The organism is Mycolicibacterium chitae, from assembly GCF_900637205.1.
GTDB classification, from domain to species: Bacteria; Actinomycetota; Actinomycetes; order Mycobacteriales; family Mycobacteriaceae; genus Mycobacterium; species Mycobacterium chitae.
Map to the genome: position 1 here is coordinate 949,892 of NZ_LR134355.1, position 25,923 is coordinate 975,814.

The 25,923-nt window shown below is 65.1% G+C and carries 28 protein-coding genes; 12 read left to right on the forward strand and 16 right to left on the reverse strand.

The window, feature by feature from the left end; all coding sequences use genetic code 11:
* Position 1: 1 nt before the first annotated feature.
* From EL338_RS04570 to EL338_RS04585, 4 genes are read left to right on the forward strand one after another with little or no spacing between them, the layout of a single operon-like run.
* Positions 2 to 709 (forward strand): FtsB family cell division protein, encoded by a 708-nt coding sequence (locus EL338_RS04570; RefSeq protein WP_126332644.1) that lies wholly within the window; start codon positions 2 to 4, stop codon positions 707 to 709.
* A complete protein-coding gene (locus EL338_RS04575; RefSeq protein WP_126332645.1) occupies positions 702 to 1,220 on the forward strand; it encodes a DUF501 domain-containing protein in 519 nt (172 codons plus the stop codon). The genes EL338_RS04570 and EL338_RS04575 overlap by 8 nt, the downstream gene beginning before the upstream one ends.
* On the forward strand, positions 1,210 to 2,157 hold the full coding sequence (locus tag EL338_RS04580; protein WP_235666371.1) for a Ppx/GppA phosphatase family protein: 948 nt from the start codon (positions 1,210 to 1,212) through the stop codon (positions 2,155 to 2,157). The genes EL338_RS04575 and EL338_RS04580 overlap by 11 nt, the downstream gene beginning before the upstream one ends.
* On the forward strand, positions 2,154 to 2,687 hold the full coding sequence (locus EL338_RS04585) for a YdcF family protein (protein WP_235666372.1): 534 nt from the start codon (positions 2,154 to 2,156) through the stop codon (positions 2,685 to 2,687). The genes EL338_RS04580 and EL338_RS04585 overlap by 4 nt, the downstream gene beginning before the upstream one ends.
* On the opposite strand, the gene EL338_RS04590 is transcribed toward EL338_RS04585, so the two are convergent.
* A complete protein-coding gene (locus tag EL338_RS04590; protein ID WP_126332647.1) occupies positions 2,688 to 3,641 on the reverse strand; it encodes a hypothetical protein in 954 nt (317 codons plus the stop codon).
* A gap of 118 nt (positions 3,642 to 3,759) precedes the next feature.
* Here EL338_RS04590 and EL338_RS04595 point away from each other — a divergent pair, with 118 nt between their 5' ends.
* Together EL338_RS04595 and EL338_RS04600 are read left to right on the forward strand one after the other, a co-directional pair.
* Positions 3,760 to 5,256 (forward strand): FAD-dependent oxidoreductase, encoded by a 1,497-nt coding sequence (locus tag EL338_RS04595; protein WP_126332648.1) that lies wholly within the window; start codon positions 3,760 to 3,762, stop codon positions 5,254 to 5,256.
* The gene (locus EL338_RS04600; RefSeq protein ID WP_126332649.1) at positions 5,253 to 5,855 is read left to right on the forward strand and encodes a TetR/AcrR family transcriptional regulator; all 603 of its coding nucleotides are present in this window, start codon (positions 5,253 to 5,255) and stop codon (positions 5,853 to 5,855) included. Before EL338_RS04595 ends, EL338_RS04600 begins: the two co-directional genes overlap by 4 nt.
* Positions 5,856 to 6,271: 416 nt before the next feature.
* On the opposite strand, the gene EL338_RS04605 is transcribed toward EL338_RS04600, so the two are convergent.
* The 5 genes from EL338_RS04605 to EL338_RS04625 form a co-directional block, all read right to left on the reverse strand.
* The gene (locus EL338_RS04605) at positions 6,272 to 7,246 is read right to left on the reverse strand and encodes an ImmA/IrrE family metallo-endopeptidase (RefSeq protein WP_126332650.1); all 975 of its coding nucleotides are present in this window, start codon (positions 7,244 to 7,246) and stop codon (positions 6,272 to 6,274) included.
* A gap of 187 nt (positions 7,247 to 7,433) precedes the next feature.
* Positions 7,434 to 8,681: an IS256 family transposase gene (locus tag EL338_RS04610; protein ID WP_126331946.1), complete on the reverse strand. Its 1,248-nt coding sequence runs from the start codon at positions 8,679 to 8,681 to the stop codon at positions 7,434 to 7,436.
* 100 nt (positions 8,682 to 8,781) lie between these two features.
* A complete protein-coding gene (locus EL338_RS04615; RefSeq protein ID WP_126332651.1) occupies positions 8,782 to 9,261 on the reverse strand; it encodes a hypothetical protein in 480 nt (159 codons plus the stop codon).
* A gap of 450 nt (positions 9,262 to 9,711) precedes the next feature.
* Complete coding sequence (locus EL338_RS04620; RefSeq protein WP_126332652.1) at positions 9,712 to 12,834, reverse strand: MMPL/RND family transporter; 3,123 nt, start codon at positions 12,832 to 12,834, stop codon at positions 9,712 to 9,714.
* Positions 12,835 to 13,107: 273 nt separating this feature from the next.
* Positions 13,108 to 13,749: a TetR/AcrR family transcriptional regulator gene (locus EL338_RS04625; RefSeq protein WP_067773629.1), complete on the reverse strand. Its 642-nt coding sequence runs from the start codon at positions 13,747 to 13,749 to the stop codon at positions 13,108 to 13,110.
* A gap of 104 nt (positions 13,750 to 13,853) precedes the next feature.
* Here EL338_RS04625 and EL338_RS04630 point away from each other — a divergent pair, with 104 nt between their 5' ends.
* The gene (locus EL338_RS04630) at positions 13,854 to 14,714 is read left to right on the forward strand and encodes a metal-dependent hydrolase (protein ID WP_126332653.1); all 861 of its coding nucleotides are present in this window, start codon (positions 13,854 to 13,856) and stop codon (positions 14,712 to 14,714) included.
* 122 nt (positions 14,715 to 14,836) lie between these two features.
* Here EL338_RS04630 and EL338_RS04635 read toward each other — a convergent pair whose 3' ends face one another.
* Genes EL338_RS04635 through EL338_RS04645 form a run of 4 tightly spaced genes read right to left on the reverse strand, consistent with a single transcriptional unit; the run spans position 14,837 to position 17,607 of the window.
* Positions 14,837 to 15,727, reverse strand: a complete 891-nt coding sequence (locus EL338_RS04635) for an alpha/beta fold hydrolase (RefSeq protein ID WP_126332654.1) — start codon at positions 15,725 to 15,727, stop codon at positions 14,837 to 14,839.
* 58 nt (positions 15,728 to 15,785) lie between these two features.
* Positions 15,786 to 16,238: a PaaI family thioesterase gene (locus EL338_RS04640; RefSeq protein ID WP_126332655.1), complete on the reverse strand. Its 453-nt coding sequence runs from the start codon at positions 16,236 to 16,238 to the stop codon at positions 15,786 to 15,788.
* A complete protein-coding gene (locus tag EL338_RS26115; RefSeq protein WP_163792016.1) occupies positions 16,223 to 16,384 on the reverse strand; it encodes a hypothetical protein in 162 nt (53 codons plus the stop codon). The genes EL338_RS04640 and EL338_RS26115 overlap by 16 nt, the downstream gene beginning before the upstream one ends.
* Positions 16,385 to 16,410: 26 nt before the next feature.
* The gene (locus tag EL338_RS04645) at positions 16,411 to 17,607 is read right to left on the reverse strand and encodes a cytochrome P450 (RefSeq protein ID WP_126332656.1); all 1,197 of its coding nucleotides are present in this window, start codon (positions 17,605 to 17,607) and stop codon (positions 16,411 to 16,413) included.
* A gap of 73 nt (positions 17,608 to 17,680) precedes the next feature.
* Between EL338_RS04645 and EL338_RS04650 the strand changes: the two genes are divergently transcribed.
* Positions 17,681 to 18,277 carry a TetR/AcrR family transcriptional regulator gene (locus tag EL338_RS04650; protein ID WP_126332657.1) on the forward strand — a complete coding sequence of 199 codons (597 nt, stop codon included), beginning with the start codon at positions 17,681 to 17,683 and terminating at the stop codon, positions 18,275 to 18,277.
* A complete protein-coding gene (locus EL338_RS04655; protein WP_126332658.1) occupies positions 18,274 to 19,323 on the forward strand; it encodes an LLM class flavin-dependent oxidoreductase in 1,050 nt (349 codons plus the stop codon). The genes EL338_RS04650 and EL338_RS04655 overlap by 4 nt, the downstream gene beginning before the upstream one ends.
* Positions 19,324 to 19,365: 42 nt before the next feature.
* Here the strand turns inward: EL338_RS04655 and EL338_RS04660 are convergent, their stop codons facing one another.
* The 3 genes from EL338_RS04660 to EL338_RS04670 form a co-directional block, all read right to left on the reverse strand.
* Positions 19,366 to 19,830, reverse strand: coding sequence for a DUF6188 family protein (locus EL338_RS04660; RefSeq protein ID WP_126332659.1), 465 nt, complete (start codon positions 19,828 to 19,830; stop codon positions 19,366 to 19,368).
* 77 nt (positions 19,831 to 19,907) lie between these two features.
* The gene (locus EL338_RS04665; RefSeq protein WP_126332660.1) at positions 19,908 to 20,579 is read right to left on the reverse strand and encodes a TetR family transcriptional regulator; all 672 of its coding nucleotides are present in this window, start codon (positions 20,577 to 20,579) and stop codon (positions 19,908 to 19,910) included.
* The gene (locus EL338_RS04670) at positions 20,576 to 21,088 is read right to left on the reverse strand and encodes a PaaI family thioesterase (RefSeq protein ID WP_126336679.1); all 513 of its coding nucleotides are present in this window, start codon (positions 21,086 to 21,088) and stop codon (positions 20,576 to 20,578) included. Before EL338_RS04670 ends, EL338_RS04665 begins: the two co-directional genes overlap by 4 nt.
* Before the next feature lie 103 nt (positions 21,089 to 21,191).
* Here EL338_RS04670 and EL338_RS04675 point away from each other — a divergent pair, with 103 nt between their 5' ends.
* The 3 genes from EL338_RS04675 (at position 21,192) to EL338_RS04685 (ending at position 23,731) form a co-directional block, all read left to right on the forward strand.
* Positions 21,192 to 21,884 (forward strand): TetR/AcrR family transcriptional regulator, encoded by a 693-nt coding sequence (locus EL338_RS04675; RefSeq protein ID WP_126332661.1) that lies wholly within the window; start codon positions 21,192 to 21,194, stop codon positions 21,882 to 21,884.
* A 544-nt stretch (positions 21,885 to 22,428) separates the two neighbouring features.
* Positions 22,429 to 22,746 carry a hypothetical protein gene (locus tag EL338_RS04680; RefSeq protein ID WP_064927654.1) on the forward strand — a complete coding sequence of 106 codons (318 nt, stop codon included), beginning with the start codon at positions 22,429 to 22,431 and terminating at the stop codon, positions 22,744 to 22,746.
* Between the two features lie 118 nt (positions 22,747 to 22,864).
* Positions 22,865 to 23,731, forward strand: coding sequence for a hypothetical protein (locus EL338_RS04685; protein ID WP_126332662.1), 867 nt, complete (start codon positions 22,865 to 22,867; stop codon positions 23,729 to 23,731).
* 4 nt (positions 23,732 to 23,735) lie between these two features.
* On the opposite strand, the gene EL338_RS04690 is transcribed toward EL338_RS04685, so the two are convergent.
* The 3 genes from EL338_RS04690 to EL338_RS04695 all read right to left on the reverse strand — a co-directional run bounded on the left by EL338_RS04690 (position 23,736) and on the right by EL338_RS04695 (position 25,838).
* Entirely contained in the window at positions 23,736 to 24,197 is a 462-nt protein-coding gene (locus EL338_RS04690; RefSeq protein ID WP_126332663.1) for a transposase, read from the reverse strand.
* A 79-nt stretch (positions 24,198 to 24,276) separates the two neighbouring features.
* Positions 24,277 to 24,528, reverse strand: coding sequence for a hypothetical protein (locus tag EL338_RS26965; RefSeq protein ID WP_494337262.1), 252 nt, complete (start codon positions 24,526 to 24,528; stop codon positions 24,277 to 24,279).
* On the reverse strand, positions 24,525 to 25,838 hold the full coding sequence (locus EL338_RS04695; RefSeq protein ID WP_235666373.1) for an AICE element replication initiation protein: 1,314 nt from the start codon (positions 25,836 to 25,838) through the stop codon (positions 24,525 to 24,527). The genes EL338_RS26965 and EL338_RS04695 overlap by 4 nt, the downstream gene beginning before the upstream one ends.
* Between the last annotated feature and the right edge of the window lie 85 nt (positions 25,839 to 25,923).

The window sequence follows — 25,923 nt, forward strand, 5'->3', positions numbered from 1 at the left end:
GATGTCCGACGCGAAGCGGCCCGACCCCAAACGACGGTCACCGACCTCACGGCCGGCGGCGGCCGGTCGCAGCGGGGCCCCGGGCCGTGGCGCGCGCAAACCGGTCACCAAGCCGGCCGCGGGCTCGGCGCGCAAGGAGACCGCCAAACCCACCGCGGAGAAGGCGAAACCTGAAGTCATCGAGCCGGTTCGGCAGTCGATCGCCGAGGCGGCCGAACTGCAGTCCGAACAGCGGATGGGTTTCACCGCCCGCCGGGCCGCCGTGCTGGCCGTGGTGGTGTGCGTGCTGACGCTGACCATCGCGGGCCCGGTGCGCACCTACTTCGCGCAGCGCACCGAGATGCGGCAGCTGACCGCCAGCGAGGCCGCGTTGCGCGCCGAAATCGCCGAACTCGAGGAGCAGAAGGTCAAACTCGCCGACCCGGCGTTCATCGCCGCCCAAGCCCGCGAACGGCTGGGTTTCGTGATGCCCGGTGAAATTCCGTACCAGGTGCAACTGCCGCCGGGAGCGGTGGTCGCCGAGGACGTCGAGGACGCGCCGACCGCGTTGGTCAACAACGACCCCTGGTACACGTCGCTGTGGAAGACCATCGCCGACGAGCCGCACGGCGCGCCCCCGCCGCCGCCGGCCCCGCCCGTCGAACCCGGGCAGGTGCCACCGCCGCCCGAGCCGGTCCTGCCGCCCGAACCGGGACAGCCCGGTGGTTGACCCCGCAGACCTGGCGGCGGTGGCGCGCCAGCTCGGACGGGAACCCCGCGGCGTGCTCGAGATCGCCTATCGCTGCCCCAACGGTGAACCCGCCGTCGTGAAGACCGCGCCGAAATTGCCTGACGGAACCCCGTTTCCGACGTTGTACTACCTGACGCATCCGGCGTTGACGGCGGCGGCGAGCCGGCTGGAGTCCTCCGGGTTGATGCGGGACATGACCGAGCGACTGGCCACCGACGCCGAGTTGGCCGCGGCCTACCTGCGCGCGCACGAGAGCTTTCTGGCCGAGCGGGACGCCATCGAGTCGCTGGGCACGACGTTCACCGGCGGCGGCATGCCGGACCGGGTGAAGTGCCTGCACGTGGTGATCGCGCACTCGTTGGCCAAGGGGCCCGGGGTCAACCCGTTCGGCGACGAGGCGTTGGCCATCCTGGCCGAAGAGCCCGGCATGGCAGGGATTTTGGACAAAGCACTGTGGAGCGACGGCGATGAGGAGCGAAGTGGCGAATAACCCGCGCCTGGCAGCGGTCGACTGCGGGACCAATTCCATCCGGTTGCTGATCTCCGAGGTGCGTGACGGCGCCGTCATCGACGTGCATCGCGAGATGCGGATCGTGCGGTTGGGGCAGGGCGTGGACGCGACGGGACAGTTCGATCCCGAGGCGATCGCCCGGACCCGCGCGGCCCTGGAGGATTACGCGACGCTGATGCGCAGTCACGACGTGTCGCGGGTACGGATGGTGGCGACCTCGGCGACCCGGGACGCGGCCAACCGCGAGGAGTTCTTCGCCATGACCGCCGAGGTGCTGGGTGCCGTCGTGGCCGGGACGGTCGCCGAGGTGATCTCCGGCACCGAGGAGGCCGAGCTGTCCTTCCTGGGCGCGGTCGACGAACTGGACGCTGCCGCAGCGCCTTTCGTGGTGGTGGACCTCGGTGGTGGGTCGACGGAGGTGGTGCGCGGCGAGCGGCACGTCGACGCGTCGTTCTCCGCGGACATCGGCTGCGTGCGGATCACCGAACGCTGCCTGCACTCCGATCCGCCCACCGCCGACGAGGTGGCCGAGGCGCGCACGGTGATCCGCGAGCGGCTGGACGAGGCGCTGGCGGCGGTGCCGGTCGACAATGCACGCACCTGGGTGGGGGTGGCGGGCACGTTCACCACCATCGTGGCCCTGGCGCGGCGGCTGACGACCTACGATTCCGAGGCGATTCACCTGTCGCAGGTGAGTTTCGGTGATCTGTTGCCGGTGTGCGACGAGCTGATCGGGATGACGCGCAAGCAGCGCGCGGCGCTGGGGCCCATGCACGAGGGTCGGGTCGACGTGATCGGCGGCGGCGCGATCGTGGTGCAGGAGTTGGCCCGCGAACTCGGCGAGCGCGCCGGCATCGCCAGCCTGACGGTCAGCGAACACGACATCCTCGACGGGATCATCGGGTCGATCGTGTGATAAAGCGTTGGGCGGCAACGCTGTTGGCGGTGGTGCTGCTGTCCGTGGTCGTGGTGGTCGCGGGCTTCCCGGTGTTCGTGCAGCCGCGCGTCGACACCCCGCGGGCGGCCGACGCGATCCTGGTGGTCGGTGGGGACGCGCCCGAGGCGAGGTACTTGTACGGGTTGGAACTGGCGCACCGCGGCTGGGCGCCGCACCTGGTGCTGTCCAACCCGGGCGGCCAGGTCGACCAGTACTGCGCCGAGGATGGGTCCGACTTCACCGTCGAGTGTTTCCAGCCGGATCCGCCGACGACGCGGGGGGAGGCCCGCGAGCTGGGTCGGCTGGCCGCCGAACGGGGTTGGCAGACCGTCATGGTGGTGACCTACACCCCGCACGTATCCCGGGCGCGCTACCTCATGGAGCGCTGCTTCGACGGCGAGGTGGTGATGGTGGGCGTGCCCGTCGACCTCTCGGTGCCGTATTGGGCGTGGATGTACGTCTACCAGGGGGCGGGATTCGTGAAGGCGTTCGTGCAACGCGGCTGTTGATCAGGGCGCGGTGTCGGCCCGGTCGGGGGTGCTGGCCACCAGCACCCACACCAGCGTCGCCAAGCCGGTGAAGACGCCTTGCACGGTGACGATGAACGCCAGGTATTCGTGCCAGGCGGCCAGGATCTCGTCGCATCCCTGGCCGACCCAGGGCAGCGTCGACAACGCGGCCACCAGGGCCAAGGACAGCAGGGTCACCGTCGCGGCGGTCGCGGCGCGCTGCGCGGGATCCTCGAGGGTGCGGCGGAAATAGTTGAACTCGACGCCGAGCGTCAGCAGCAACAGCGGGATGATGGCGACGATCTGCTGGAAGTAGGCGGGAGCGACTGCGCCCGAACACAACTGGGTCTTGATGGCCAGCTGTTCTGTCAGCGGCAGCTGCTCGACCTCGGCTGCCGTTTCGGGGTCGAGCGCGCGAACCACGTCCACGTCGAAGTAGTCGATGTAGATCGTCGCCGCGAGATAGCAGGCGAAGACACCGACCATCAGCGGCACGATCGCCCGCACCCGCCGCCAGTCGACGGGCGTCCGCGCCCGCCGGGACGAACTGAACAACGTCAACGGATCGGCGTTCAGCGACGTCGTCATGAGGACCGTCAGCGCTGCCGCGAACAGGGTGGAGGACAGCACGTCGACCCACACCGGCGGGCTGTCGGTGAGACCCAACAGGACGAGGTCGGCGCCCATCACGATCACGAAGCCCAGCCACCACGCGCGCCACAGCCGCGGGGGACTGCCGTCGGCCCGGCCGATGGATCGCTTCAAGGCGGCCACGCCGGCCTGGATCGCCAGGTCGACAACGATCAGCGCGATGCGCCATTCCTCGTTGTCCGCCTGGCCGATGAGTTCGAAGACCCCGCTGACGATCTCCTCGCTGTAGGAGAAGCCGAGCACCAGCAGAAACACCACGCCGAGCACCGCCCGGCTCGATGTGGTGCCGCGCGCCTCGGTCACCGCCGCCCCCCATCGCGTCGAGTGTGCGTCGCAATTCTCGCAGCGTAGGAGGGGCGGAGGGGCACGTTTGCGCTGGCTCGCTCTTTTGATTACGGAACGGGACCGTTACGATATGGGCATGTCTGATGCTGTGGATGCGGACGTCATCGTGGTGGGGGCCGGCCCCACCGGGCTCACGCTGGCCTGCGGGCTCCGGTTGCACGGGCTGTCGGTGCAGGTGATCGACCGGGCGGCCGCACCGGCGACCACGTCGCGGGCCAACTTCATGCACGCGCGCGGTTCGGAGGTGCTGGCGAGGCTCGGGGCGCTGGGTGCGTTGCCCGAGCAGTCGCTGCGCGCCATGCGCATCACCACCTACGTCGGCGATCGGCCGATGATGAAGCTGAAGTTCGGGGATCCGGGGATGGGCACGGCCGCGCCGCCGATGGTGGTGTCGCAGGCGAAGGTGGAGGGGGCGCTACGGGACAGGTTCGCCGATGTCGGTGGAGAACCGCAGTGGGGCAACGGGTTGGCCGATCTGCGTCAGGAATCCGATGCCGTGGTGGCCGAATTGGAGGACGGTCGGCGGCTGCGCGCGCGCTGGCTGGTCGGCTGCGACGGAACCTCCAGCACTACGCGCAAGCTGGTGGGCATCGACTTTCCCGGCGTCAAACTCTCCGAACGCTTCCTGCTGGCCGACGTGCATCTGGACTGGGGCCTGGACCGCAGCGGCACCACCGGCTGGGTGCATCCCGACGGTCTGGTCGGGGCCATGCCGATGCCCGACGAGTCCGGCCGCGACGACCTGTGGCGGATCTTCGCCTACGATCCTCGCGGCGATCAAAAGCCCAGCGACAGTGAGATTCTCGGCCGCATCACCGCGATCTTGCCGCAGCGTACCGGCCGGCGGGTGGGTGTCGGAGAGCCCGAATGGTTGTCGCTGTTCACGGTGCACCGTCGGCTGGCGTCGTCGTATCGGCGCGGTCGGGTACTCATCGCCGGCGACGCGGCCCACGCGCACGCGCCGTTCGGCGGCCAGGGCATGCTCACCGGGGTGGGGGACGCGGAGAACCTGGCGTTCAAGCTCGCACTGGTGGTGCGGGGCCAGGCGGGGGACGGGTTGGTTGACACTTATGAGGCCGAGCGTCGGCCGCTGGCCACCGAGGTGCTGCGCGGCACCAGCGCGCTGACCCGCATCAACGTCGCCAGCAATCCGATCGGCCGGTTCCTGCGGGATCAGGTGGCGATCCGCATCTTTGGGTTGGCGCCGGTGCAGCGCTGGGCGACGTACTCGGCGTCGCAGCTGTGGGTGAGCTACCGCAAGGGCCCGCTCGGCGGACGGGGCCGCAAGCCTCGCCGCGGCGATCGCATTGCCGATCTGGCGTGCACGCGGGACGGCGCCCCGACCCGGCTGCACAGCGAGCTCGGCGGCCGCTGGGCGCTGCTCGAGCCGTCTGGCGGCCGGGGTGTAGAGGTGGCGCGGCGCTGGCTCGGTGAGTTCGTGGTGCCGCTGGCCTATGACGGGGACGAGACCATGCTGGTGCGGCCGGATGCGCACCTGGCCTGGCGCGGCGACGACGTCGAGGGGCTGGACCGGTGGCTGGGCGCGGCGCTGCGTGAGGGGAGCACGCGATGACCGCGCCGGCCGGTCGGGGTCGGCCCCGCGACCGCGCCACCGACCTTGCGATCCTGCGGGCCGGGCTCGAGCTGTTCATCGAGCGTGGTGTTGAGGGCGCCAGTATGGAACAGATCGCCAAGCAGGCCGGCGTGGGCAAGCCGAGCATCTATCGGCGCTGGTCGAACAAGGAGGAGCTGATCGCCGCGGCGATCGAGACGCTGGTCGTCGACGAGGTGCAGTTCGCGTCGGTCGAGGCGGCCGAGACGCAATCGCCCTCCGCGCTGGTGGAGGCGGCTATCGACAGCGCGGCCGCTGCCGCGACCGCGCCGCAGTACCGCGCGCTGGTGGCCCGGGTGTACGGGTCGGCGGTCAGCCACCCGTCGCTGCTGGCCGCGTACTGGCGGCGGTATGTGGTGCCCCGTCGGCAGGTCGCGACCCGGCTGCTCGAACGGGCGCAGCAGGAGGGGTCCGTCGCCGCCGACCTGGACCTGGACGTGGCGATCGACATGATGGCCGGCGCGGTGACTTACCGTGTGCTGCAACCAGATCCACCGGATGTCGAGGAGATGCGGCGGTATCTGCGGGCGGTGTATCGGCAGATCGGGTTGTTGCCTTAGGGCGGAGCCGATGGGGACTTCGGCGGCACTCTGAAATAGCATCACTTGTGCACAGCCCCCATAGCCCAATTGGCAGAGGCAGCGGACTTAAAATCCTCTGAACTGGGCGTTTGTTGTGTTCGCCCGCGCTGATTGATGACCGAGAAATTGGCCCTAGCTGCGACTATAGCGTTGGGCGTGTTGGTGAAGATTGGCGAGCAACGAATTTACTGCGGTATCTGCTGCGGTACCGACTGCGAAGGACCGCGCAGTCAGCGGCACACCCGGAGGGACGGGGTCACGACTTTTCGTTCCACCCCGGCAATTCGCCATGTCGAGCTGAATCTGCTCGAGTGTCTCCGACTGCAAACATCAGGACCATCCGGTTACGCGCCGACGATGTTCGTGACAACGACGTGCGTCCGCCTGAGCGGCGTTCACGCCAACCGCAGATGGCTCCAATTCAACACCTCGCCGAGGTGTTTCGGGTTAACCCCAAGCTGCTTTGCGACGTCCTGAGTGCCACCGTGCAGCTCAACGAGCCGCGAGAAAAGAACGCCCGTCACAGGTTGAAATCCGCCCGGCTCGCTTCGACGCCATTTTGACATCTGGATCTGCAGAGCGCGGTACCGAGCGTCGTCGATGAGCCCGCGTTCATGCGCGCGATAGATGATCGCTGCGACCGACACCCCCCATGTCTGCTTGAGCGCAATGAAATCGGACAACTTGGGCCTATCGGGCATCGCAGCGTCGAAGTCATCGGGTGGAATCAGCAGAGCGCCTGCGAATAAGTTGGCTTCGCTTTCGACCGAGTCGTGGCGTCGATCGTGGAACGCCAAATGTCCGCACTCGTGGCCCAAGCTGAACCGGAAACGGTCGCCGGGAACATTAGGATCGAGTCCTATCACTGGCACCCCGTTCACCCATGCGGAAAGCCCGTCGAGGCCCGGCAAATGTGGGATCGGAACGAGGCAGACGCCCGCGCGTTCCACCAGAGCCGTCAGATTCCGGATCGGCCCGGATTCTTCCTGGCCGAGGATCGCGCGCACTTCAGTGGCAGCATCTTCAATTTCGTCTCGGCTGGTGACCGGTGCTCGCCGGCGCAGGAGGATGTCCGGAGCCTTGGGAGTCGCGTCGACCAGCTCTCCGAAGACTTCTCCGGCCAGGCGGAGAAGCTCCTTGGCTTTCTTCTTCGCCGCGGAGGACGTGGACGAGCGCGCGCGATGAATGGGCTCAGACATGTCGGGCAGCGTCAGCCTGCGATCGGCATAGCCGAGCGCCGTGAGCTCACCATTGAAACTTCGCCGACCGCTTTCAATCGCAGAGACCATGGGAACCGACATCCCTAGCTTTTCCGCCAGGTCTGCCTGGTTAATGCCCTCGATGTCGCGAAATGACCGAAGCCTGTTCACAAGCCCTCGGCCTCACCGAAGTCCACGTCGTCCCCCAGATCGTTAAACGGATCCGGTGCACCTTGATCGAAAGTTAGCCCGCCGCCATTATCTGGTGAAGGCACGCCCTCGAAGGGCCAGAAACCGACGTACTCAAGACTCCCGGTCAAGTCCCGGGAAGTGGTGTAGTGCTGCGTGATCCGGTGGGTTAGGCGGTCAGTGCGGGCATGTCGTCGGCTCCTATTTCAGGGTTGTCGTTGGTGACGGTAGTCAGGCGGCATCGGGCGAGGACGTCGAGGCCGAGGTAGCGGCGGCCTTCGGCCCACTCGTCGTTCTGTTCGGCCAGCACGGCGCCGACGAGGCGGACGATGGCGTCGCGGTTGGGGAAGATCCCGACGGCGTCGGTCCGGCGGCGGATCTCTTTGTTGAGCCGTTCTGCGGGGTTGTTGGACCAGATCTGGGTCCAGACGTCCTTGGGAAATGCAGTGAAGGCCAGGATGTCTTCGCGTGCAGCACTGAGGTGGTCAGCCACCGCCGGCAGCTTGTCGGTGACATAGTCGATGAGCCGGTCGAACTGCGCGGCCACCGCGGGCGCGTCAGGTTGGTCATAAACGCTGTGCAGCATCGCTTTGACCGCCGGCCACATGCTCTTGGGGCAGATGCTCATCAGGTTGGCCGCGTAGTGGGTGCGACACCGTTGCCAGCTGGCTCCGGGCAGGTTGGCCGCGATCGCTTCGCGCAGGCCGGCATGGGCGTCGCTGGTGACCAGCCGCACCCCGGCCAGCCCACGGGCGACCAGGTCGGCGAAGAACTCGTTCCAGGCCGGGCCGGTCTCGCTGGTGACCACCCGCATGCCCAGGACTTCGCGGTGTCCGTCGCCATTGACGCCAGTGGCCAGCAGCACGACCCCGTTGACCACCCGCCCGCCTTCGCGCACCTTCATCGTCAACGCATCCGCGGCGACGAAGGTGAACGGACCAGCAGAATCGAGTGGGCGGTGGCGGAACTGCTCGACGTGCTCGTCGAGGTCGGTGGCCATACGGCTGACCTGCGACTTGCTCAGCGAGTCGATGCCCAGGGTCTTGACCAACTTGTCCATCCGCCGCGTGCTCACCCCGGCCAGGTAACAGTCGGCGACCACGGTGATCAACGCCGATTCGGCCCGCTTACGGCGTTCGAGCAGCCACTCGGGAAAGTAGGTTCCCTTGCGCAACTTCGGGACTGCAACATCGATGCTGCCCACCCGGGTATCGAGGCCGCGGTGGCGATACCCGTTGCGCTGGGCACGGCGCCCCGGTGTGGGCTGGCCCCATTCAGCGCCCACCACGGCATCAGCATCCGCCGACAGCAGGGCGTTGATGACCGTCTGCAGCAGCGAGCGCATCAGATCTGGGGATGCCTCGGACAGGGCCTCGCCAAGAAGGCCGGCAGGGTCGACAATGTGGGGTGCGGTCATCGTGGGACTCCTCGAGGATTCTGTGGAAGGTTGACTCGAAGGATCACGCGGTGGCCGCTTCACGTCCATCACCGACACGATGACGAACCCAGCAACCGCGCTACACCACTATGCGGGACTCAACTAGACTCCCGGCGGGTATAAGGCGCTTGCCGGTGGCCGCCTGCTTCGATGCGCTCGACCACAGGTGCATGCCTTCACGTTCGAAGCCGTAAGCCACCATGTTTGGGACGGCGGTTGAGTTCCGAGTGCGGAGTTCGAAGGGAAACGCCAACTGTTCTGGCTGCCCCATTGCCGCCTCGATTTCGATGGCAGCCTTGCTCCTGACCAGGTAGCTGTCGTTCGCTGTGATATCGGTGACCTGCACCCGTCCCAGCTCGGCGAAATCCGGATGGAGCATGAAGCGCTCTGACTGCGTTACCTGTGCCTGCGCGATTGAGCGCATCCAGTGCGACTTGTGCATGCGCGTGGGTGGAATCCCCCACTCCTCGGTGAAGCTCCTGGCCCCAGCTGCTGCGCCTAGGTATGCCACAACCAGGATCTGGGCGAAAGGGTCAACCTGATCTCGCTCGAGCTGCATGCGAGAGATACTACATATGGAGTATAAATTCTACGGCGAATGTAGCATCTGGCGTGTCATGGCTACTGAGCCGATGCTCCTTCTCGCCACTTCATTACGGCGGCTTGGTGAAGCCGGAGGTCACCTTCCAATGTGTGGGGCGATCGTACGCATCACGCGTCGATGTCATGACGGCACGGTAGCGGGTCGGCGGTGTCGAACCAGGCTCGCGAGCTTGAAACCGAACTGACAGAGACGGCGCTTCGGTGTCATTCGTGGCGGCTCTACCGCGATGAGATCTCCGACGTTCTCAGGCCTCGCCACCCTCGCGACTCCGGCGGCAAGAATGCACCTTCGAACTTCGTCCGTCGATCACCGGCAGACTGTGCTGGCGTAGGTTCCTATTCGTTTAGGGTGAAAACGCCCTCACGCTGGACGGCATGTAACGCCGGGCATTGCCCTGTTCGCTTCTCACCGATCCTGGACCAGCACGTGAGGTGCGTCCTTCATGCCTCCTGCGTTGGTCTGACCACGTCGCGGGGCTGTTGCTTTAGTGGGCCACCAGCTGGCTTCGCGTAGGAGTGTGGCGATGGCGGGCACGGTGAGGGTGCGCACGAGGAAGGTGTCGAGCAGCAGTCCGAAGCCGATGATGAGGCCGGCTTGGACCATGATGGCGACTGAGCCGACCATGAGGCCGAACATGCTGGCGGCGAATATAACCCCGGCGGAGGTGATGACGGCTCCGGTGTTTGCCACGGTGCGCAGGACGCCGACGCGGATGTTGGTCCCGGATTCTTCGCGGAGCCGTGAGACGAGCAGCATGTTGTAGTCGGCGCCGACGGCGACGAGGATGATGAACGCCAGCAGCGGTACGGGCCAGGCGATCTCTTGGCCCAGTACCCATTGGAAGACCACAACGCCGATGCCCAGCGAGGCGAGGTAGTTGAGCAGAACTGTGCCTAACAGGTAGATCGGTGCCAGGAGAGCGCGCAGTAGCAGGACCAGGATGACGCCGACGATGATCGTGGTGGCGATGGCCAATTGTGCGAAATCCGCCCACAGGAATCGTTGGATATCGGAGTTCACAGCCGGGAAGCCGGCGACGGACACGGTGGCGTCGGCGAGTGACGTGTTGGGTCGTGCGGTGTTGGCAATGTCGGTGATGTGGTTGGCGAGGTCCATGGCTTCGACGCTGTAGGGGTCGTTGCTGGTTTCGATCATGAAGCGCGCGGTCTTGCCGTCAGATGAGAGGAACTGTTTGGCGACGTCGGTAAACTGTCGGTTCTCGAATGCGTTAGCGGGCAGGTAGAAACCGCTCGAGGAGTCGGAGTCAGCCGCTGCGCGCGCAGAGTTCTGTAGTTGGGTGGCGATCTGGCTCATGCCGGACAGCATTTCGATGTTGCTGTCGGCGAGGGTGCGGACGCCGGTGGCGAGTGCTTGGGCGCCGGAGGCGAGCTGCCCGATTCCGTCCTGCAGTCGGCGGAGGTTGGTGGCCAGGTCGGCGGGGTTGCCGAGGGCTCCGAATGCCTTGTCCAGTGAGGCAACCGCGTTTTGGACATTCGCGAGGGTGCCACCGACGGTGGCGTTGGTGGCGGGATCATAGCGGTCGCCGAGGTCGGCGATCTGGTTGAAGAATCCGCTGTCGCGCAAGGTAACCAGGATCTTCACCTGGTCGCGGATTTGGGCGCATTGTGGGGTGGTGGCACACCACGGTGAGGTGTTGAGGGCGCCGACGAGTGGGTCGAGCTGGGTGATCGCGTTTTGGGCTTGGTTGGCCAGCGGTCGTAGTCCTGGGCCGGATTGAATGGCTTGGTCGACGGCGGGCGCGGTGGCGGAAAGCTGTTGCAGCAGCGGCCGGAATTGGTTGACCTGAGTTCCCGCGGATTGGGCTTGGGTGAGGATTCCGGCCAGTGGCGTGAGGGCGGTGCGCACCGTGCCCTGCAGTTGGGCGAGGCCGTCGGCGAGCTGGTCGGCGCCGCCGGTGAGTTTGGCGAGGTCGTCTTTGCGTGAGTTGCCCTCGGCGACCGCGCCGGCCATTTTGTCGCCGATCTGGCCGTTCTGCCAGGCCAGCTCTGCTTGGTCGAGGCGCTCTCCGGTGGGGCGGGTGACTCCGGAAACTTTGGTGACGCCGGGGATTTGGGAGACGCGGGAGGCCATCTCGTCGAGATCGGCCAGTCCTTTCCCGGTCCGCATGTCGGTGGGGTTTTCCACGACGAGGAACTCGGTGATGACGACGTCTTTGCGGAAGTGGCGGTCGAGAAGTTGGTAGCCCTGGTTGCTGGCTGTGGTGTCTGGTTGTCCCTTGCGGTCGTCGTAGCTGATTTTGATGGTTGTGGCGGCTGCCGATAGGGCGAGCAGGATGACCAGGCTGACGATGAGTAGTGGCACGGGACGGCGGACCACGGCGACGGCGACGCTGTTCCAGTAGCGGCGGGTGCGATCGGGTTTGGGTTCACCGATGCCGCGTTTGGCGGCTAGCGACAGCACCGGTGGCAGCAGGGTGACGGTGGCCAGAAATCCGAACAGCACGGCGATGGCACATGCGGGGCCCAGGGCGGCGAAGACGCTGAGCCGCGCGAAGACCATGGCCAGGAACGCGAGTGCGACGGTGGCGGCGGAGGCGAGGATGACGCGCCCGATGCTGGCGGTGGCGTGGATGATGGCCTGATCGGCGGGTACTTCGGCGCGGCGCTGCTCGTGGTACCGGCTGATCAGAAATACCGTGTAGTCGGTTCCGGCGCCGAGCAGAATCGCCGTCATGAAGGCGACGGTGAACTGGGAGACCGGCATGCCCAACTCGCCGAGGACAGACAGCACACCGCGCCCGACTGCCAGGCTCAACCCGATTACCAGGAGCGGCAACAGCGCGGTGAAAACCGACCGGTAGACGATCAGCAGGATCAGCGCGATCATGCCTGCGGTAGCGATAGAGATCAGCAGCAGGTCGTGCTCGGCGGAGGCGATCATGTCGCTGAAGGTCGCCGGTGGTCCCGTCACTTGGACGGTCGTGGTCGAGCCGGTGAACACCTCCGCGGCGATGTCGCGCACCGCGTTCAAGGATTCGGCTGCCGTGGGGTCTCCGAGGGTGCCGGTGACACCGACGGGCAGATACCAGGCTTTGCGGTCGGCGCTGACTGCCTGAGCTTCGGTAATCGGATCGGCCAGCAGGTCCTGCACCAGCAGGACGTGGTCGCCCTCGGCCTGCAACCGGCGCACGAGTTCGCCGTAGCGCTGCCGTGCAGTTGGAGTCAAGCCAGTGGGGTCTTCCATGGCGACGAACACCATGGTTTTCGAGCCTTCTTCGCCGAACGCGGCGCTCATGCGGTCAACCGTCTGCAAGGACGGGGCGTCGCGAGGAATGAGGTCCACCGACTGTTGGCGCACCACGGTTTCCAGCTGTGGGAACAGCAGCGCGAGAACCACCGCGGCGCCTAGCCATACCCCGATGACGAGCGCTTTGTGTCGGAGGGTGAACCGGGCCAGGGTCGCCAACCGTTCGCTGTACTCGCGAGTGTCGGCCGGGTCGGTGGATCCGTTGGCGCGCCGACCAGGCCGCTTGGCCTGGCTTGGGGCATCTGCACTGCCGTCGGTCACTTGGCCTCCACTGGTAGCGAATCGTATCGATACTGTCGGTATCGCTACGCTACCGCATGTAGTGCAAGTTGGTGCGGCCGCTATTCAGTCGGGCCCCGGCCGCCGGTCACAGTCGGCAGAGGAATCGTCGAAACTCAGTTGGCTTCTGAAGCCAGGCCGACGTTGTTCAGTCGACGACACTGGCCTTGGCTGCCGTTCAGGGTCTTGCTGTTGCTGGCCCAGACGTTGGCATCGAGGCACGCACGGCCACATCGCGTAGCGGGCCGCGGGCCGCTACCTGTGGGGTCGGGCTTCGGTCGTGGCCGACTGGCCCGTGTTCTGCAGCAGCACGTAATTGCCGAGGCTGCCCAGGAAACCTGCGCAGTGCTGAACGAGTTCATCGGTGGTGAACTCCAGTTCTCCGTCGAGTCGGCGGCGCAAGACTTCGAATAGCCCTCCCACGCCCAAGGTCGAAGCCAAATGGGCAACCCCCACGGCGGAGTCGGCGATGTCGAGGTGGAGTCTGGCCTCGCGCAAGACGAGGTCGGTGAAACCGGCCATCAGTTCGCTGCGTAGCTCCCGGAGCAGCGGCTCGGTTGCAGATTCCACGAACAGGATCCGACCCAGCCGAGGGTCGTCGTCGATCATGCTGACCAGCCTGCGGATCGGCGCGTACGCGAGCACCTCCGGTGGCTCACCGGCATCGGGGATCGCGTCGACTATCACCTCCTGGAAGGTGGCATAGAGCTGCTGGTAGACAGCCCGCAGGAGTGCGTCTCGGCCGGAGAAGTGCTGGTAGAAGTAGCGTGACGTGACACCCGATTCAGCGCAGATGGCAGTCACAGTGGCGGCGGCAACGCCGCGCGTGCCGATCAACTCCGTTGCGGCCTCGATGAGACGGGTGCGCCGGTTCCGGTGACGCTCCTCGGCGGACATCCCGCTATACACCCGCGCCGAAACCACGTGGATAGCTTGCCATCTAATTCTGACAAGGCTTAGAGTCAGATCGCCAGCGTGCCCTTGACGAACGGGAGAACAACATGAGCGACGATTCGTCCACACGGCCCACCACGCGGGTCGTCCCGAAGCCCCGCCGTGTTCGATTCGACATGCCTGCTGGAACCAGTCGGCAGCACTTCGTCGACGGCGACTTGGTGATGAGCCACTTTGTGTCCACCTTGTCGGCCACGTTCCCCGAAGGCGAAGACTTCTTCATCCGGTCAGTCCGCGAGTACCGGGACCACATCAGCGACGCTGACCTCAAGGAGGCGGTCAAGGGATTCATCGCACAAGAGGCCACCCACCGACACCAGCATCGGCTGCTCAACGATCGGCTCCAAGCGATGGGCTATCCCACCGAGGGTATCGATCGGCATATCAAGAAGTTGGTTGGCCGACTTGAGAAGCGTTTTTCTCAAAAGATGCGCCTGGCTGTGACGGCCGCCCTCGAGCACTACACGGCGACATTCGCCGAGATCATTCTCACCAGCGACGAAGCTCAAGAATTGATCGGCGACACCGAAGTGCGGCCTATTCTGCTCTGGCACGCACTGGAAGAATGCGAGCACAAGGCCGTCGCTTTCGATGTCTACGAGACGGTCGGTGGAAGCGAACGCACCAGGGTCTGGGGGATGCGGATCGCCAGCCTCCTCTTGTTCAGCGAGTTGGTCATCCAGACCACCCGCTCTCTGGCCGGTGACCGTGCCGCCTACAACCCGGTGCGGTTGCTGCGCAGCCTTCGAGCCTTCCGTCATAACCCGCTATTCAGCCCAGCAGCAATTGAGCGCTTTCGTTCCTACACCCGCGCCGGATTTCATCCCGACGACTGGGACAGCGCAGAAATCCTCGAACGCTGGACTAAGGAACTCTTCGACGCCGATGGTGGCCAACAAAGTGCGTAGTAACGTCTAGCTCGACCAGAGCCCGTCGCGGTCAAAGTCGGCCTTAAGCGAAGAACAATTCATGGGCTTCGCTCCGCGCTTCTTTCTACTGGCCGCTCGATGGTGCTCGATCACGTCGCGACCTACAGGAAGCTCCGGCCGAGGAACTCGGTGACGGCTGAGCCGAAGGCGTCGTTGTCGTCGCCGGCGATCATGTGTCCGGTGCCGGATACGTCGACGGTCTCGGCGTGGGGAACCAGTTGCTTGAACTCGTCGACGGTGGCTTGGGAGACCACGTCGGACAACAGGCCCCTTACGAGAAGTGTTGGGGCGCTGACCCGTCGGGCTCCGTCGAGCAGCAGGTGGCTGATTGCGTCGAATTGCTCCGTTCCCGTGGTCGATTCGTCGCGGAGGAAGTCGAAGTTGGAGTGAATGAATGCCGGGTCCCACCGCCAGATCCAGCGGCCGTCGTGACGCTGCCGTAGCACCTTCCGCAGGCCGTCGACGTCGGCCGGGCGCGAGCGATGGGGGTTGTACGCGGCGATCACCTCGGCGGCGTCGGAGAGGGTGCCAAAGCCATCGGGATGTGCGGCCATGAACGTCACCACGCGACGAGCGCCCTGTAATTCAAGCCGCGGGGTGACGTCGACCAGGACGACCGCCGCCCACGACGCCCCGGATGTCAACAGATGCGTGCCGAGCACGGTCATGCCCCCAAGGGATGCACCTACGACGGCAGGGGCGGTATCGGCGCTGAAGTGCTCACGCACGGCGAGGAGATCGGTCGCGAGTCGCTCGATGTCGTATCTGCCGGCTGGGTCCCAGTCGCTGTCGCCGTGACCGCGGGTGTCGTAGGCGACGACTGTGTATCCGCACGCGTGGAGGCGACGCGCTGAAGTGCTCCACGCGTGCCGGTTCTGGCCGCCGCCGTGCAGGAGCAGCACGACGGGACGGGCGTCCTCGTGGTCGTAGCAGTCGGCGGCCAGGGTGATCCCGTCCTGGGTTCGGACCCGATGCTGCACGGCGGAGGTCATGACACCTTCCTGGCGAGATCGGAGTCCGCCCGAAGCGTGCGACCGGCTACAAGCGCCTTCATTGTGCGGTGCCCGCGGCGTTTACGATCGTGACCGTGCCCTGGGCTACGCAGACGGCTTTGTCGCCGTTGCTGATGTCGATGCGCGCTACTCCGCTGCGCTTGCCCAGCGACACGATGTCGGTGACGGCGACACACACCCCGCTGGACACGGGTCGCAGCAGGTTCAGCTTGAATTCGGTGGTGGCGACCCATGATCCGGCCGGTATGACGGGGTAGAACACGACTCCGAGACAGTGGTCGACCATCGCCGATAGACATCCGCCGTGCAGGGTGCCGAAGGGTGTGAGCAGTTCGGCACGGGCTTCCATCTCTGCCACCAGCCGACCGGCGGCGAGTTCGGTGTGCCGAAAGCTCAGGAACGTCGACAGTCCACCGGCTGTGTTCGCCGATCTGAGCAGCTGGTCGGCGATCTGCTCATCGAAGTGCGCGAATGTCACTGCCACCACCATGCCCCTTTCTCCTGTCCGGTCATGTGTCGATCACCGTTCGAGCCTGCGAATCGTTTGAGCATGTCGCCGAATGCGCCGACGTCGCCGTGCGCGGCGGAGGGCTCGACCTCGACGGCGATGGACCTGGCCGTCGCGGTGAAGCGCACGACGCGTCGTTGAAGAGGGGCACGGGCTAGACCGGTGTGGTCCAAGTGATGGGCAGCGATGTGTAGCCGCGGATCGGTCCGGACCGCAGCCGCCGCGCCGATTCAAGATCGACCTCCCAGTCAGGCACCTTGTCCAACAACGCATCCAGAGCGATGCGGGCCTCCATCCGCGCCAGCGCCGCACCCAGACAGAAGTGAATGCCGCGACCGAAGGCGACCTGGTGCTCACTGGTGCGCTCGATGTCGAACACGTCCGGATCGGGGAAGGCACGCTCGTCGCGGTTGGCCGACCCGAACAACAGCAGCACCTTCTCACCTTGACGCATCGTCGTCTCGTGCAGGGTGACGTCGCGGGTCAGGGTTCGTGAAAGTCCCTGTGCAGGTGAGTCGTAACGCAGCAACTCCTCGACCGCAGGCCCCAACAGTGTTCGATCGGCGGCCAGGCGTCGGCGGGTTTGCCGATGCTGGGCCAGCACGACCGCGGAGTTCCCCAGCAGATTGGTGGTGGTCTCGTAGCCCGCGACGAGCAGCAGCGCGCAGAAGCCGAGGACTTCCTCGTCGGTCAGTCCGATCCCGTCGACTGTGGCGTTGGCCAACGCCGACATCAGGTCCTCGCGGGGGTTCTTGCGGCGGTCGGCGAGAAAGTCGGTGAAGTAGGCGTAGATCGCGGCGGCGGCGGTCAGTGCGTCGGTGGTTTGTCCGTGGTTGACGTCGACTTGGACCAGCCGACTCGACCACACTCGGAACTGATCACGATCCGTGGCGGGAACGCCGAGCAGATCAGCGATCACCGCGGCAGGCAAGATCGCGGCGAAGTCGGTCACGAAGTCCGCTGACCCCGACCCCTCGTCGAGCCGCTCGAACAACTCCGCGGCCATCTGTGTGATGGCGCCCTGCAGCCCGGCCACCCGCCGGGGACTGAACGCCCGGCTCACCAGGGCACGCAACTGGTCGTGGCGCGGAGGGTCCATCACGATCATCATCGGCAGGAACGAGCCGATGAAGTCCGATCCCGGCGGGGTGGGGAAGATGCCGTCCACCGAGGAGTACGTGCCGTGATCCAGTCCTGCGGCCTGGACGTCGGCGTGCCGGCTCAACACCCAGGTATGGGATTCCTCGGCGCGGTACACCGGAGCCGCGTCACGCAATAACCGATACGTCGGATAGGGGTCGTTGAGGATCGTGGCGTCGAACGGGTCGTAACGAATCTGCACCGAGACCACAAGACCTCCTACCACCAAAGTAACGACGGTTTAGACTGGCAGTCTAAACCGGCCGAACGGGACAGGTGGGGCAATGCGCAAGATTCCACGTCAGATCTCTGACCGGCTTCCCGCCGCGGCGGACTTGTTCGCCGAGAAGGGGCTCAACGACTCCAAGATCGAAGACGTCGCCGCGGTAACCGGTGTGCCGAAAGCGACGCTGTACTACTACTTCGCCGGCAAAGAGGACATCCTTGCCTTCCTGCTCGAAGACCTCCTCAAGGACATCTCCGATGCCGTGACCACGATCGTGCACACCGACGGCACCGGTGCCGAACGCCTCGAACTCGTCATCCGCGCACAACTGCGGGCAATGGCGCAGCGGCCAGCGGTATGCCGTGCACTCATCGGCGAACTGGGACGAGCGGCCCGCATGCCGGCCATCGCCGAGATGATCAATACCGCCTACCAACAACCCGTCGAAACTCTGCTCGTCGAAGGGGCCCGCGACGGCTCCCTCGTCGCTCAGCCCGATGCACGATCGACGTCCATTGCGCTGTTCGGCGCGGTCACCATCAATGCACTCATGTACCTGGTCACCGGGAACCACCTCGACGAGACGGTGGTCGCCAGCACCCTCAGCGCCGTCATGTTCGACGGCCTGCGCCCGCGCACAGGAGACCAGTCATGAGCACCTACGGCCTGTCGGTTCTCGGCGCGGATTTGAAGTCACTGGCCCAGACCGCCCAGGCCGCCGACGCGGCCGGGTTCGACGCCGTATGGGCCTCGGAGTTCTACTCCCGGTCCGGATCGATCTCCATGGCCGCGATGGCCAACAGCACACAGAACTGCCGGATCGGTTCCTCCATTCTCTACGGCGTCGGCCGAAGCCCCCTGGTGCTGGCCACCGAGGCACGCGATCTCGACGAACTCTCCAACCGACGACTGGTACTCGGCATCGGCAACGGCACCAAACGGATGATGAGCGACTGGCACGGCGTGCCCGACACCTCCGCACCCGCCCTGCGGATGGAAGAACTCGTGATGCTGCTGCGCCGGATCTGGAACCTGCATGAAGGCCCGATCCATCACGAAGGCCGTTTCTACAGAATGAATCTCACCCCTACCGGCGACGTGGGACCCCCCAGCCGGCCGATCCCGATCGTCACTGCCGGTGTCCGGCCCCGGATGTGCGAGGCGGCCGGGCGGGTGGCCGACGGCCTGGCCGGACATCCCCTGTTCACCACCACCTACGTCGAGGAGATCGTCCGGCCCGCTATCGCCAGGGGTGCCGCGCACACCGGCCGCGACCCCAATGACGTGGAAATCATTTCCATGGTGATGTGCGCCATCCACGACGACGTCGAAGTCGCCAGGCGCGAACTGGCGCAGCAGATTGCGTTCTACTCCTCGGTCAAATCCTACGAGACGGTACTCGATGCGAACGGCTTCGCCAGCGAAGGCCGAACCATCCGAGAAGCATTCGCCCAGCGCGATTTCCCGGCGATGTTCGCCGCGGTGTCCGACGAGATGATCAACACCATGGGTGTCGCCGGGACGGCACACGAAGTCCGTGAACAACTGAGACGCTACGACGGCGTCCTCGACCACATCATGCTGTATTCACCCTCGGTCGGCATCGCCCCGGAACGCGTGCAGCAAAACCTCGACAGCATCATCCGGGAATGCTCGCCCGCCTCGATGTCGCCAGGGCGGTCCGGTCCACGTCCAACCTAATCCACGTATTGCCGCCCACGTCGACCCGTCGCCGCCTCCGCATTAGTCGGTCTGCCGCGCCGACCCCGCCGATGATTGCGTGGCGCTGTTGACGATGTTGGCGTCGTCGGTGTCGGGGAGGTCATGGCGGACCACGCGTACCCGTCCTTGAGGCAGGCAGGCCATGTAGCCGTGGCGCATGCCATAGAGCTCCCACGCTGTCTGTTCAGCGTCGGGATCGACATCGATGCGATGTCCGCGCGAGAACCCCAGGTGTAGCCCTCCATCGTCGCCGGACCAAGCCTGGGTGCACACCGCGCCGGCGAGGTTCAGCAGTGGGCGTTCGTGGGTCGCGATCCTGAGGGGGTCAATACGCACCGCCTCGATGGGGTAGGTGCCGACGGCAGGAAGGGTCAATAGCAGGGGGCAGGAGATCACGATTTCGTTGTAGTCATCGAAATCCAGAACCAGGCCTCCACGTATCGAGAGGCGTTGTACGACAAGGTTTTCGATCCATTGGGTGTACATGGCAGTCTCTTTCGACGCATCGTTGAGCCGTATTTACAAAGAGTGCGCTAGGTAGCGCTGCGATACTAGTAGTATCGTTATCGGTTCGCGGTGGGCCTAGCGGCGCTGGTGACGACGCGCCTGGTGGCTCGGTCAATGCGGTCGCGGGTGTCGGCGGCTGTCGCGCGGTGGCCGCTGAAGGCCACGAGGTTGGCCAACCAGATGTCGGAGATAACGCCAGCGACGTGCAGATCGGTGGGGGTGGGCTCGCCGCCCCTGAGCGTGCGGGCCAGCAGGATCTGGATCTCATCGGCGGCGCGGTCGAGTTCCGCGGCGGCGCGGGTGTCTGCGACGGCGAAGGCCCGTGTCATGGCCGTCGTCAGCCATGGGTCGCGCTGCCAGCGGTCATGCAGATGCGCGGTGAGCCGTTCGAGCCGTTCCAGCGGTGTGCCGTCACCGGCTGCCCAGTCCCCGGCTGAGTCGAGTCGACGGAATTCACGCGTCAGCGCTGCTACCAACATGTGGGTTTTCGCCGGGAAATAACGGTAAAGCGTGCCGACGGCGATGCCGACTCGCTCGGCAACGGTCCGCATCTGGACCGCCTCGTAACCACCCGACGCAGCCACGGCCAAAGCTGCATCCAGAATCGTTTCCCGGCGCTGTGCGGAGGCGCGCGAGCGCGACGCGGTAGCGGCCCGCTTCTCTGCAGCGACCGAGTTCGCTTCCGAGCGTCGGGTTTTGCCGTGGCTGCGGGCCTGAGGGAAAGTCATGACGGCCCCGGGTTGAGACCGCCGCGGCGCGAGAACTGCTCCAGAAGATCGCCGAAAGCGCTGACATCGCCGTGTGCGGCGAAGTGCTCAGGGCTGACTACGACGAACACTGCACTGGCGGTGAAGCGGGCGAGCCCATCCTCACCCCTGCCTGTGGCCGTGACATGCAGCGCCCGTCCTTCACGAGAGGTGATGTGGGCAGTAATCCGGTGGGTCTGATGCAGCGGCACCGGCCGCAAATATTCCACCGTCAGGGTGCGGGTCACCGCCGGGGTGCCGGCGATCCACAATGTGAAGCCCAGGACGTCATCACAGGCGGCGGCCACCGCCCCGCCATGGGCCAGGCCCGGAGCCCCGATGTGGCGCTCGTCGAACGTCACATCGGTGTACACCGCGTCGCCGCTGCGATGCACCACCAAACGCAGTCCATGAGGGTTGTCCGGGCCGCAACCCATGCACGTCGTGGTGTGCGAGGGCAGCCGCTCCGGCGGCAACACGCTTTCGGGCACCATCACCCTCCAATACGAGCGGTTTCGCTGCGCTACCGTTAGTACCACACTGCTAGACTGCTGTGACAGCATCGCGTGAAAGATCGACCGCCGAGGTGAATGAGTGAGCGACAGTCAGTCAGTGCCAGTCCCTGACGACGACGTGGACCCTCGGCGCATCCGGTCACGCACCCGGCTGCTGGATGCTGCTGCAACGCTTCTGAGCACCGGTGGGGTGGAAGCAGTCACCATTGATGCGGTCACCAAAGCATCCAAAGTGGCCCGAACCACGCTGTACCGCCACTTCCACAGTTCGTCGCATCTGCTCGCAGCCACGTTCGAACGCCTGCTTCCACAAGTGACCACTCCGGCACCGACCAGCGGACCCCTCCGTGACCAGCTGATCGAATTGCTTAGCCGCCAAGCCGCTCTCTTCAACGACGCGCCGCTGCATGTCACGACACTCGCCTGGCTCTCATTGGGGCCCACCGGCTCCACTAACGAAGCGGATGAGCGCCACACATCCGGGGCGCTACGGGCCCGAGTCGTTGACCAATACCGTCAACCATTTGACGCCATACTCACTAGCCCGAGAGCACAAGCCCAACTCGACGACTTCGACCGGGAACTGGCGCTCTGCCAACTCGTCGGACCACTCGCCTTCGCCCGAATGACCGGGCTTCGCACCATCACTCACAATGACTGCGTGAACATCGTCGATGACTTTCTGGCCGCCCACCGCAAGACCGACAGCGACGCCAAAGAGTCGAAGACCGCCACCAAGAAGACGGGCCGCCCCGCGCGCTTAGCTCGCTAGGCAGAACGAAATCACAGCGTCCAGCCGGCTGGTCTTCGGACCCTTTTCGCCTTCTCGCAAATCGCGTCGGCGATGGCATCGAAGGACCGTTCGGTGCCATCATCGGCGAGGCCGTGCGCGCAGATTCCATGGGCATCCGCGTGACGATTCGTGCCGGCAAAGTGAGTGCACCACCCCAGTGTTCGGACCGCCGTTTCCCGCGTTGAGAACTCTTCCCCCTACGTCCGTGAGGTGTCTCGCGGGCAACTCCTCCCATCCGCGGTCTCGCACTGCTTGGGGCGCGGGGTGTCCGCGCCGCGGATCTTTACCCGAATATCGTCCGTCGTTAAGTGATCGTGCTGGCCCCGGAGTGCAAGAGGTGTGTGCCTGTCTGGCCGTTGCCGCTTGGCCGTGCGTGAAGGCGGCAACACGCCCTTGGAAACGGCACGTCGGGATCACGTGCGGTTGAGTAGCCCTCGGGGAGCCTGTCGGTGGCTCGCTTTACTTTGGGCGAATATGGCTGTGGTGGTGGCCGCCGACAGGAGCGGGGTCCTATCGTTCGGCCGTGGATAGGAAAACGCGTACCGACAATGCCGACGCCGAACGGGAGTTGGCCAATATGGCCGATGGCGTGATCCTCACACGTGCACTGGCTGGCGTTGCCGAGGTGAAAGTGTGGAAGCTCGAGACTCTCTCGGCGGCTGGCGATGACATCGATGACCATGAGCGCGTTGAGGCTTCGGCGGAACTCACCATGTCTCTGTGCACGTACAGCAAGCAGGTGAAGCAGATGGTTGATTCCGGACAATCGTTGGCCGACATCGCCCACCTAACGGGCCTGGAAGTCGATGAGCTTCGGCTGGCTGTGTCGTACGCGCCTTGACCGGTGGCTACATAGGCCTCGGGGCTGTGCCTGTTGGCGAACGCACACGAATCTGGGTTGTAGGCGAATGTGGCTGTGGTGGTGGACTATTTCGTCCGTCGGTTCGTAGGTTGCAGGCATGGGAGCGAACGAGAAGCTGAAGGCCCGGTATCGGGCGGTCGAACTGCAGCGCAAGAAGAATGCTGAGCGGGCTCGGCGGGATCGCGCCAATGCGTCCGATGCCGAGTCGATCCGTGCAACGCTGCATAGAGTCGGTGCTGTTGATTCATGGGAGCGCAAGCGTTTTGACCAGGCGGCGGAGAACATCCGTGCTGATGCCGTAAAGCGCAGGGCCGGTCACTTTCGTGGTCTGCAGGCGCTGGTCGGGCAGATGCGTGGTCGTGGTCTGACCTTCGCGCAGATCGCTGAGCTTGTCGGTGTCGATGTCCGTGAGATTCAGGCACAGCTGCGCCGGGCCGGGGGCGAGGGTGGACATGATTCGGCAGTCTCCCCGGCAGCACGTTCGAGAGCTGCTGATGTCGTACCCGAAGGCGCTGCAGTCAACGATGATCCGATCTGTGATGGTGTTGAAAGAAATGAGAGCGAGGGCGGCGCCTACGATCCGACTCGGTGTGTCCGCTGCGATGCGGTGATGCTCGATGAGGACGCCACTCCTAGACGTGGCCGACGCCGGCTGTATTGCTCGGATACGTGTCGTCGGGACGCATCGGCGGCCCGTATCGCCGCACAGCGATACGGGGCGCCGATTCGCGTGATCGAAGTCCCGAAAGCCGCTGCATCGCAGAAGCAATCTGCGGGAACACCCGAGCCGCACCGGCCCGTCGCACCGGTGGATGCCGCCAACAGCGTCCTGGACGATGGCGAGGCTTTACGCGGGTTGCTTACTCGCTTGGCAGAGCAGGCTCGGCTCAAGAAACTTGATCGTGCCACGCTGACGGCTGCCCGTGACCTGTCCAATGCCGTTCATCCGCGCCGTAGTTGGTGAGAAGTCATCTGATTCGGCGAGGGCCATTTCTATGGGAACGTCGTGCGGCGGGACTGCACCCGGTCATGCTCGCGACGGTACGGCCAGCGGTGTGCGTAACCGTCTGAGCGAGGTCATCGGCTAGGTACTCGATTCTGGCCTCCAACTCGTAAACGGCGTCCTTTCGTGCTTTGGTGATCATCGTTGATGCGTACTCATGATGAGGCAAGTACCCGTTCTGCCGGCCGAAATCGTCGATCATGACGTCGATGGCGTCGTCGAACCGGGTGGCCAATCGTTGGGCTTCGGTGTCGGCGCGTTCCTCGATGAACTCATCGCGCTCGTCCGGGGTCCAGGATGGCGGGAACCGCAGATGCGTCCGGTATAGGTCGCGGATCGCCGCATCAAGCCGGCCGGAGAATACGATCTCGGGCCAATCGCTGACCGCGGCAGTGGCCAAGTTCTCCAGGTCGTCATCAAGGCTCATCGCAGCTGCTCCCTCTCGGCTGCTCCTGATACTGCCTGCAGGCACCGACAGCTCGTCGAATCTGGACCGCGGGGTGCCGTTATGCGGAGAGGTCGTCGCGGCGCTCGTCGGCGCTAGAAGGGGTCGGGTTCTCTCGGGCGGGCGCTGCGGGGGGACTGGGCCGTAGCAGCGAGGGACGCGAGGGCTGCGAGGCTTGATGGGCAGCCACATCTTTGTGTGGTGGATAGATGGTCCACAGCAGGACGTTGCGGTGGTTGCGGGCTCCGTCGTTCTCGATCGCCCATCCCAGGTTTCGCAGCGCCGGCGCGTGTCTACGGAGCAGGCTTGTCACATCGCGGCCGTTCTTGGGCCATTCCTTGGGGCGTCGCCAGTGATCGCCTGTCGGGGTGAAGAGGGCGAGCAGGTCGACACCGGACTGTCGCGCAGCGGTTCTAATATGTGGTGGCGCAGCTGTTCGATGAAGAGATCGCCGGACAAGCTGTCCTCCGCGAGCTGATCTGCGCGGGACATGTAGCGGCGTAAGCCATGAGTCGACAAAAGTTCGTCGACGGCCGCCAGCACGCGACCAAAGTCCGCCATGCGTGGCGCATCATCGACCACGATGGTTTCGAGGCGTTGATGAACGGTGGCGGCCAGGTTGAGGAGCCCACTTAAAATGCCTGGTAGAGCCGTGCGCCACTGTTGTCGCAGAGTGGCCTCAGACTGTCGCATGTGGCGTTCGATGCGTCGCAGATCAACCATTGCCATGCGTTCGGCGAGGTCGGGACGTATTGCGCCGACGTCGATGCCGTTAACGATGATGCAGCGGCGGAACTTGATCACTGCGAGGTCCGCATCGGTGTAGAGCGCGCGTTTGACGTTGCCGTCGCCTGTCGCAGCTCGACACAGCGAGTCCGACAACCACGGTGGGATCGCGGACAAATTGTCCAGGGCCACTACCCAGGAACCGGAGGCAGCGGTCACCCACGAGTCGGCGTCGCGGGGCGCCTGGCGCACTTCAATAGAGGAGGGGTCGATGAGATCGACCAGCATGCGCGTCGTCGTGGTTTTGGCGCTGCCTTGCTCGGCGAACAGCGCCAACACAGGGTGCGGGACATCGCACTGGACGAGCGCAGCGATGAGCACTGCAAGCAACACGGGTTGGTCCTCGACGGCAACGTTAACGAAGTTCCATAGCTTGTTGACGTCACCGTTGGCGGGTGGGAGAGGCATCTCGGCGGTCAGCGCTGTCCGCAAGAACCGAACCGGAGCTGAGTCGGCGACTGTCCATCGACCCTGGCCGATGCGGATGACCTTTCCGTCTTGTCGGCCGGTGTCGATGTAGCTCGTGCCGTGGTGGTCGGCGATGCGCAGGTGCAGTTTCTCCGGGGGCTGGTTGGCGGCCAAGCCTTCGAGGACCAGGGTGGCGTCGGTGAGGGCCTGGCCGCCGGCAACGGTCCCGGTGTCATTGAAGTACCGGGAGGCGAGTTCGGCGCGCAGGCCAGCTTTTCCTGCGCGCAGTAGTATCGCCAGATGGGGCCGGCTGCGTTCGGCGCCGAAGGGCTTGCCGTCTTCGGAAACTCCGAGGAGATAGCGTTCTTGGGCCATAGTGACCAGGCGTGCGGCGACGGATTTCTTGTCATTATCTGCGTTGCTGCTCATAGGCAATCAAGCCTGTGGTGCTTCCGCAGGCTGGCATGACGGGTTAGTCTCATGGGGAACTTCCGTTTTGGGTAATCGGGTGGTT

What these genes read in the sequence shown, in the direction of transcription:
- EL338_RS04570 (WP_126332644.1), top strand. Translation starts at nt 2, where the DNA reads ATGTCCGACGCGAAGCGGCCCGACCCCAAACGACGGTCACCGACCTCA.
- EL338_RS04595 (WP_126332648.1), top strand. Translation starts at nt 3,760, where the DNA reads ATGTCTGATGCTGTGGATGCGGACGTCATCGTGGTGGGGGCCGGCCCC.
- EL338_RS04600 (WP_126332649.1), top strand. Translation starts at nt 5,253, where the DNA reads ATGACCGCGCCGGCCGGTCGGGGTCGGCCCCGCGACCGCGCCACCGAC.
- EL338_RS04610 (WP_126331946.1), bottom strand. Translation starts at nt 8,681, where the DNA reads ATGACCGCACCCCACATTGTCGACCCTGCCGGCCTTCTTGGCGAGGCC.
- EL338_RS04615 (WP_126332651.1), bottom strand. Translation starts at nt 9,261, where the DNA reads ATGCAGCTCGAGCGAGATCAGGTTGACCCTTTCGCCCAGATCCTGGTT.
- EL338_RS04625 (WP_067773629.1), bottom strand. Translation starts at nt 13,749, where the DNA reads ATGTCCGCCGAGGAGCGTCACCGGAACCGGCGCACCCGTCTCATCGAG.
- EL338_RS04630 (WP_126332653.1), top strand. Translation starts at nt 13,854, where the DNA reads ATGAGCGACGATTCGTCCACACGGCCCACCACGCGGGTCGTCCCGAAG.
- EL338_RS04635 (WP_126332654.1), bottom strand. Translation starts at nt 15,727, where the DNA reads ATGACCTCCGCCGTGCAGCATCGGGTCCGAACCCAGGACGGGATCACC.
- EL338_RS04640 (WP_126332655.1), bottom strand. Translation starts at nt 16,238, where the DNA reads ATGGTGGTGGCAGTGACATTCGCGCACTTCGATGAGCAGATCGCCGAC.
- EL338_RS04650 (WP_126332657.1), top strand. Translation starts at nt 17,681, where the DNA reads ATGCGCAAGATTCCACGTCAGATCTCTGACCGGCTTCCCGCCGCGGCG.
- EL338_RS04655 (WP_126332658.1), top strand. Translation starts at nt 18,274, where the DNA reads ATGAGCACCTACGGCCTGTCGGTTCTCGGCGCGGATTTGAAGTCACTG.
- EL338_RS04660 (WP_126332659.1), bottom strand. Translation starts at nt 19,830, where the DNA reads ATGTACACCCAATGGATCGAAAACCTTGTCGTACAACGCCTCTCGATA.
- EL338_RS04665 (WP_126332660.1), bottom strand. Translation starts at nt 20,579, where the DNA reads ATGACTTTCCCTCAGGCCCGCAGCCACGGCAAAACCCGACGCTCGGAA.
- EL338_RS04685 (WP_126332662.1), top strand. Translation starts at nt 22,865, where the DNA reads ATGGGAGCGAACGAGAAGCTGAAGGCCCGGTATCGGGCGGTCGAACTG.
- EL338_RS04690 (WP_126332663.1), bottom strand. Translation starts at nt 24,197, where the DNA reads ATGAGCCTTGATGACGACCTGGAGAACTTGGCCACTGCCGCGGTCAGC.
- EL338_RS04695 (WP_235666373.1), bottom strand. Translation starts at nt 25,838, where the DNA reads ATGAGCAGCAACGCAGATAATGACAAGAAATCCGTCGCCGCACGCCTG.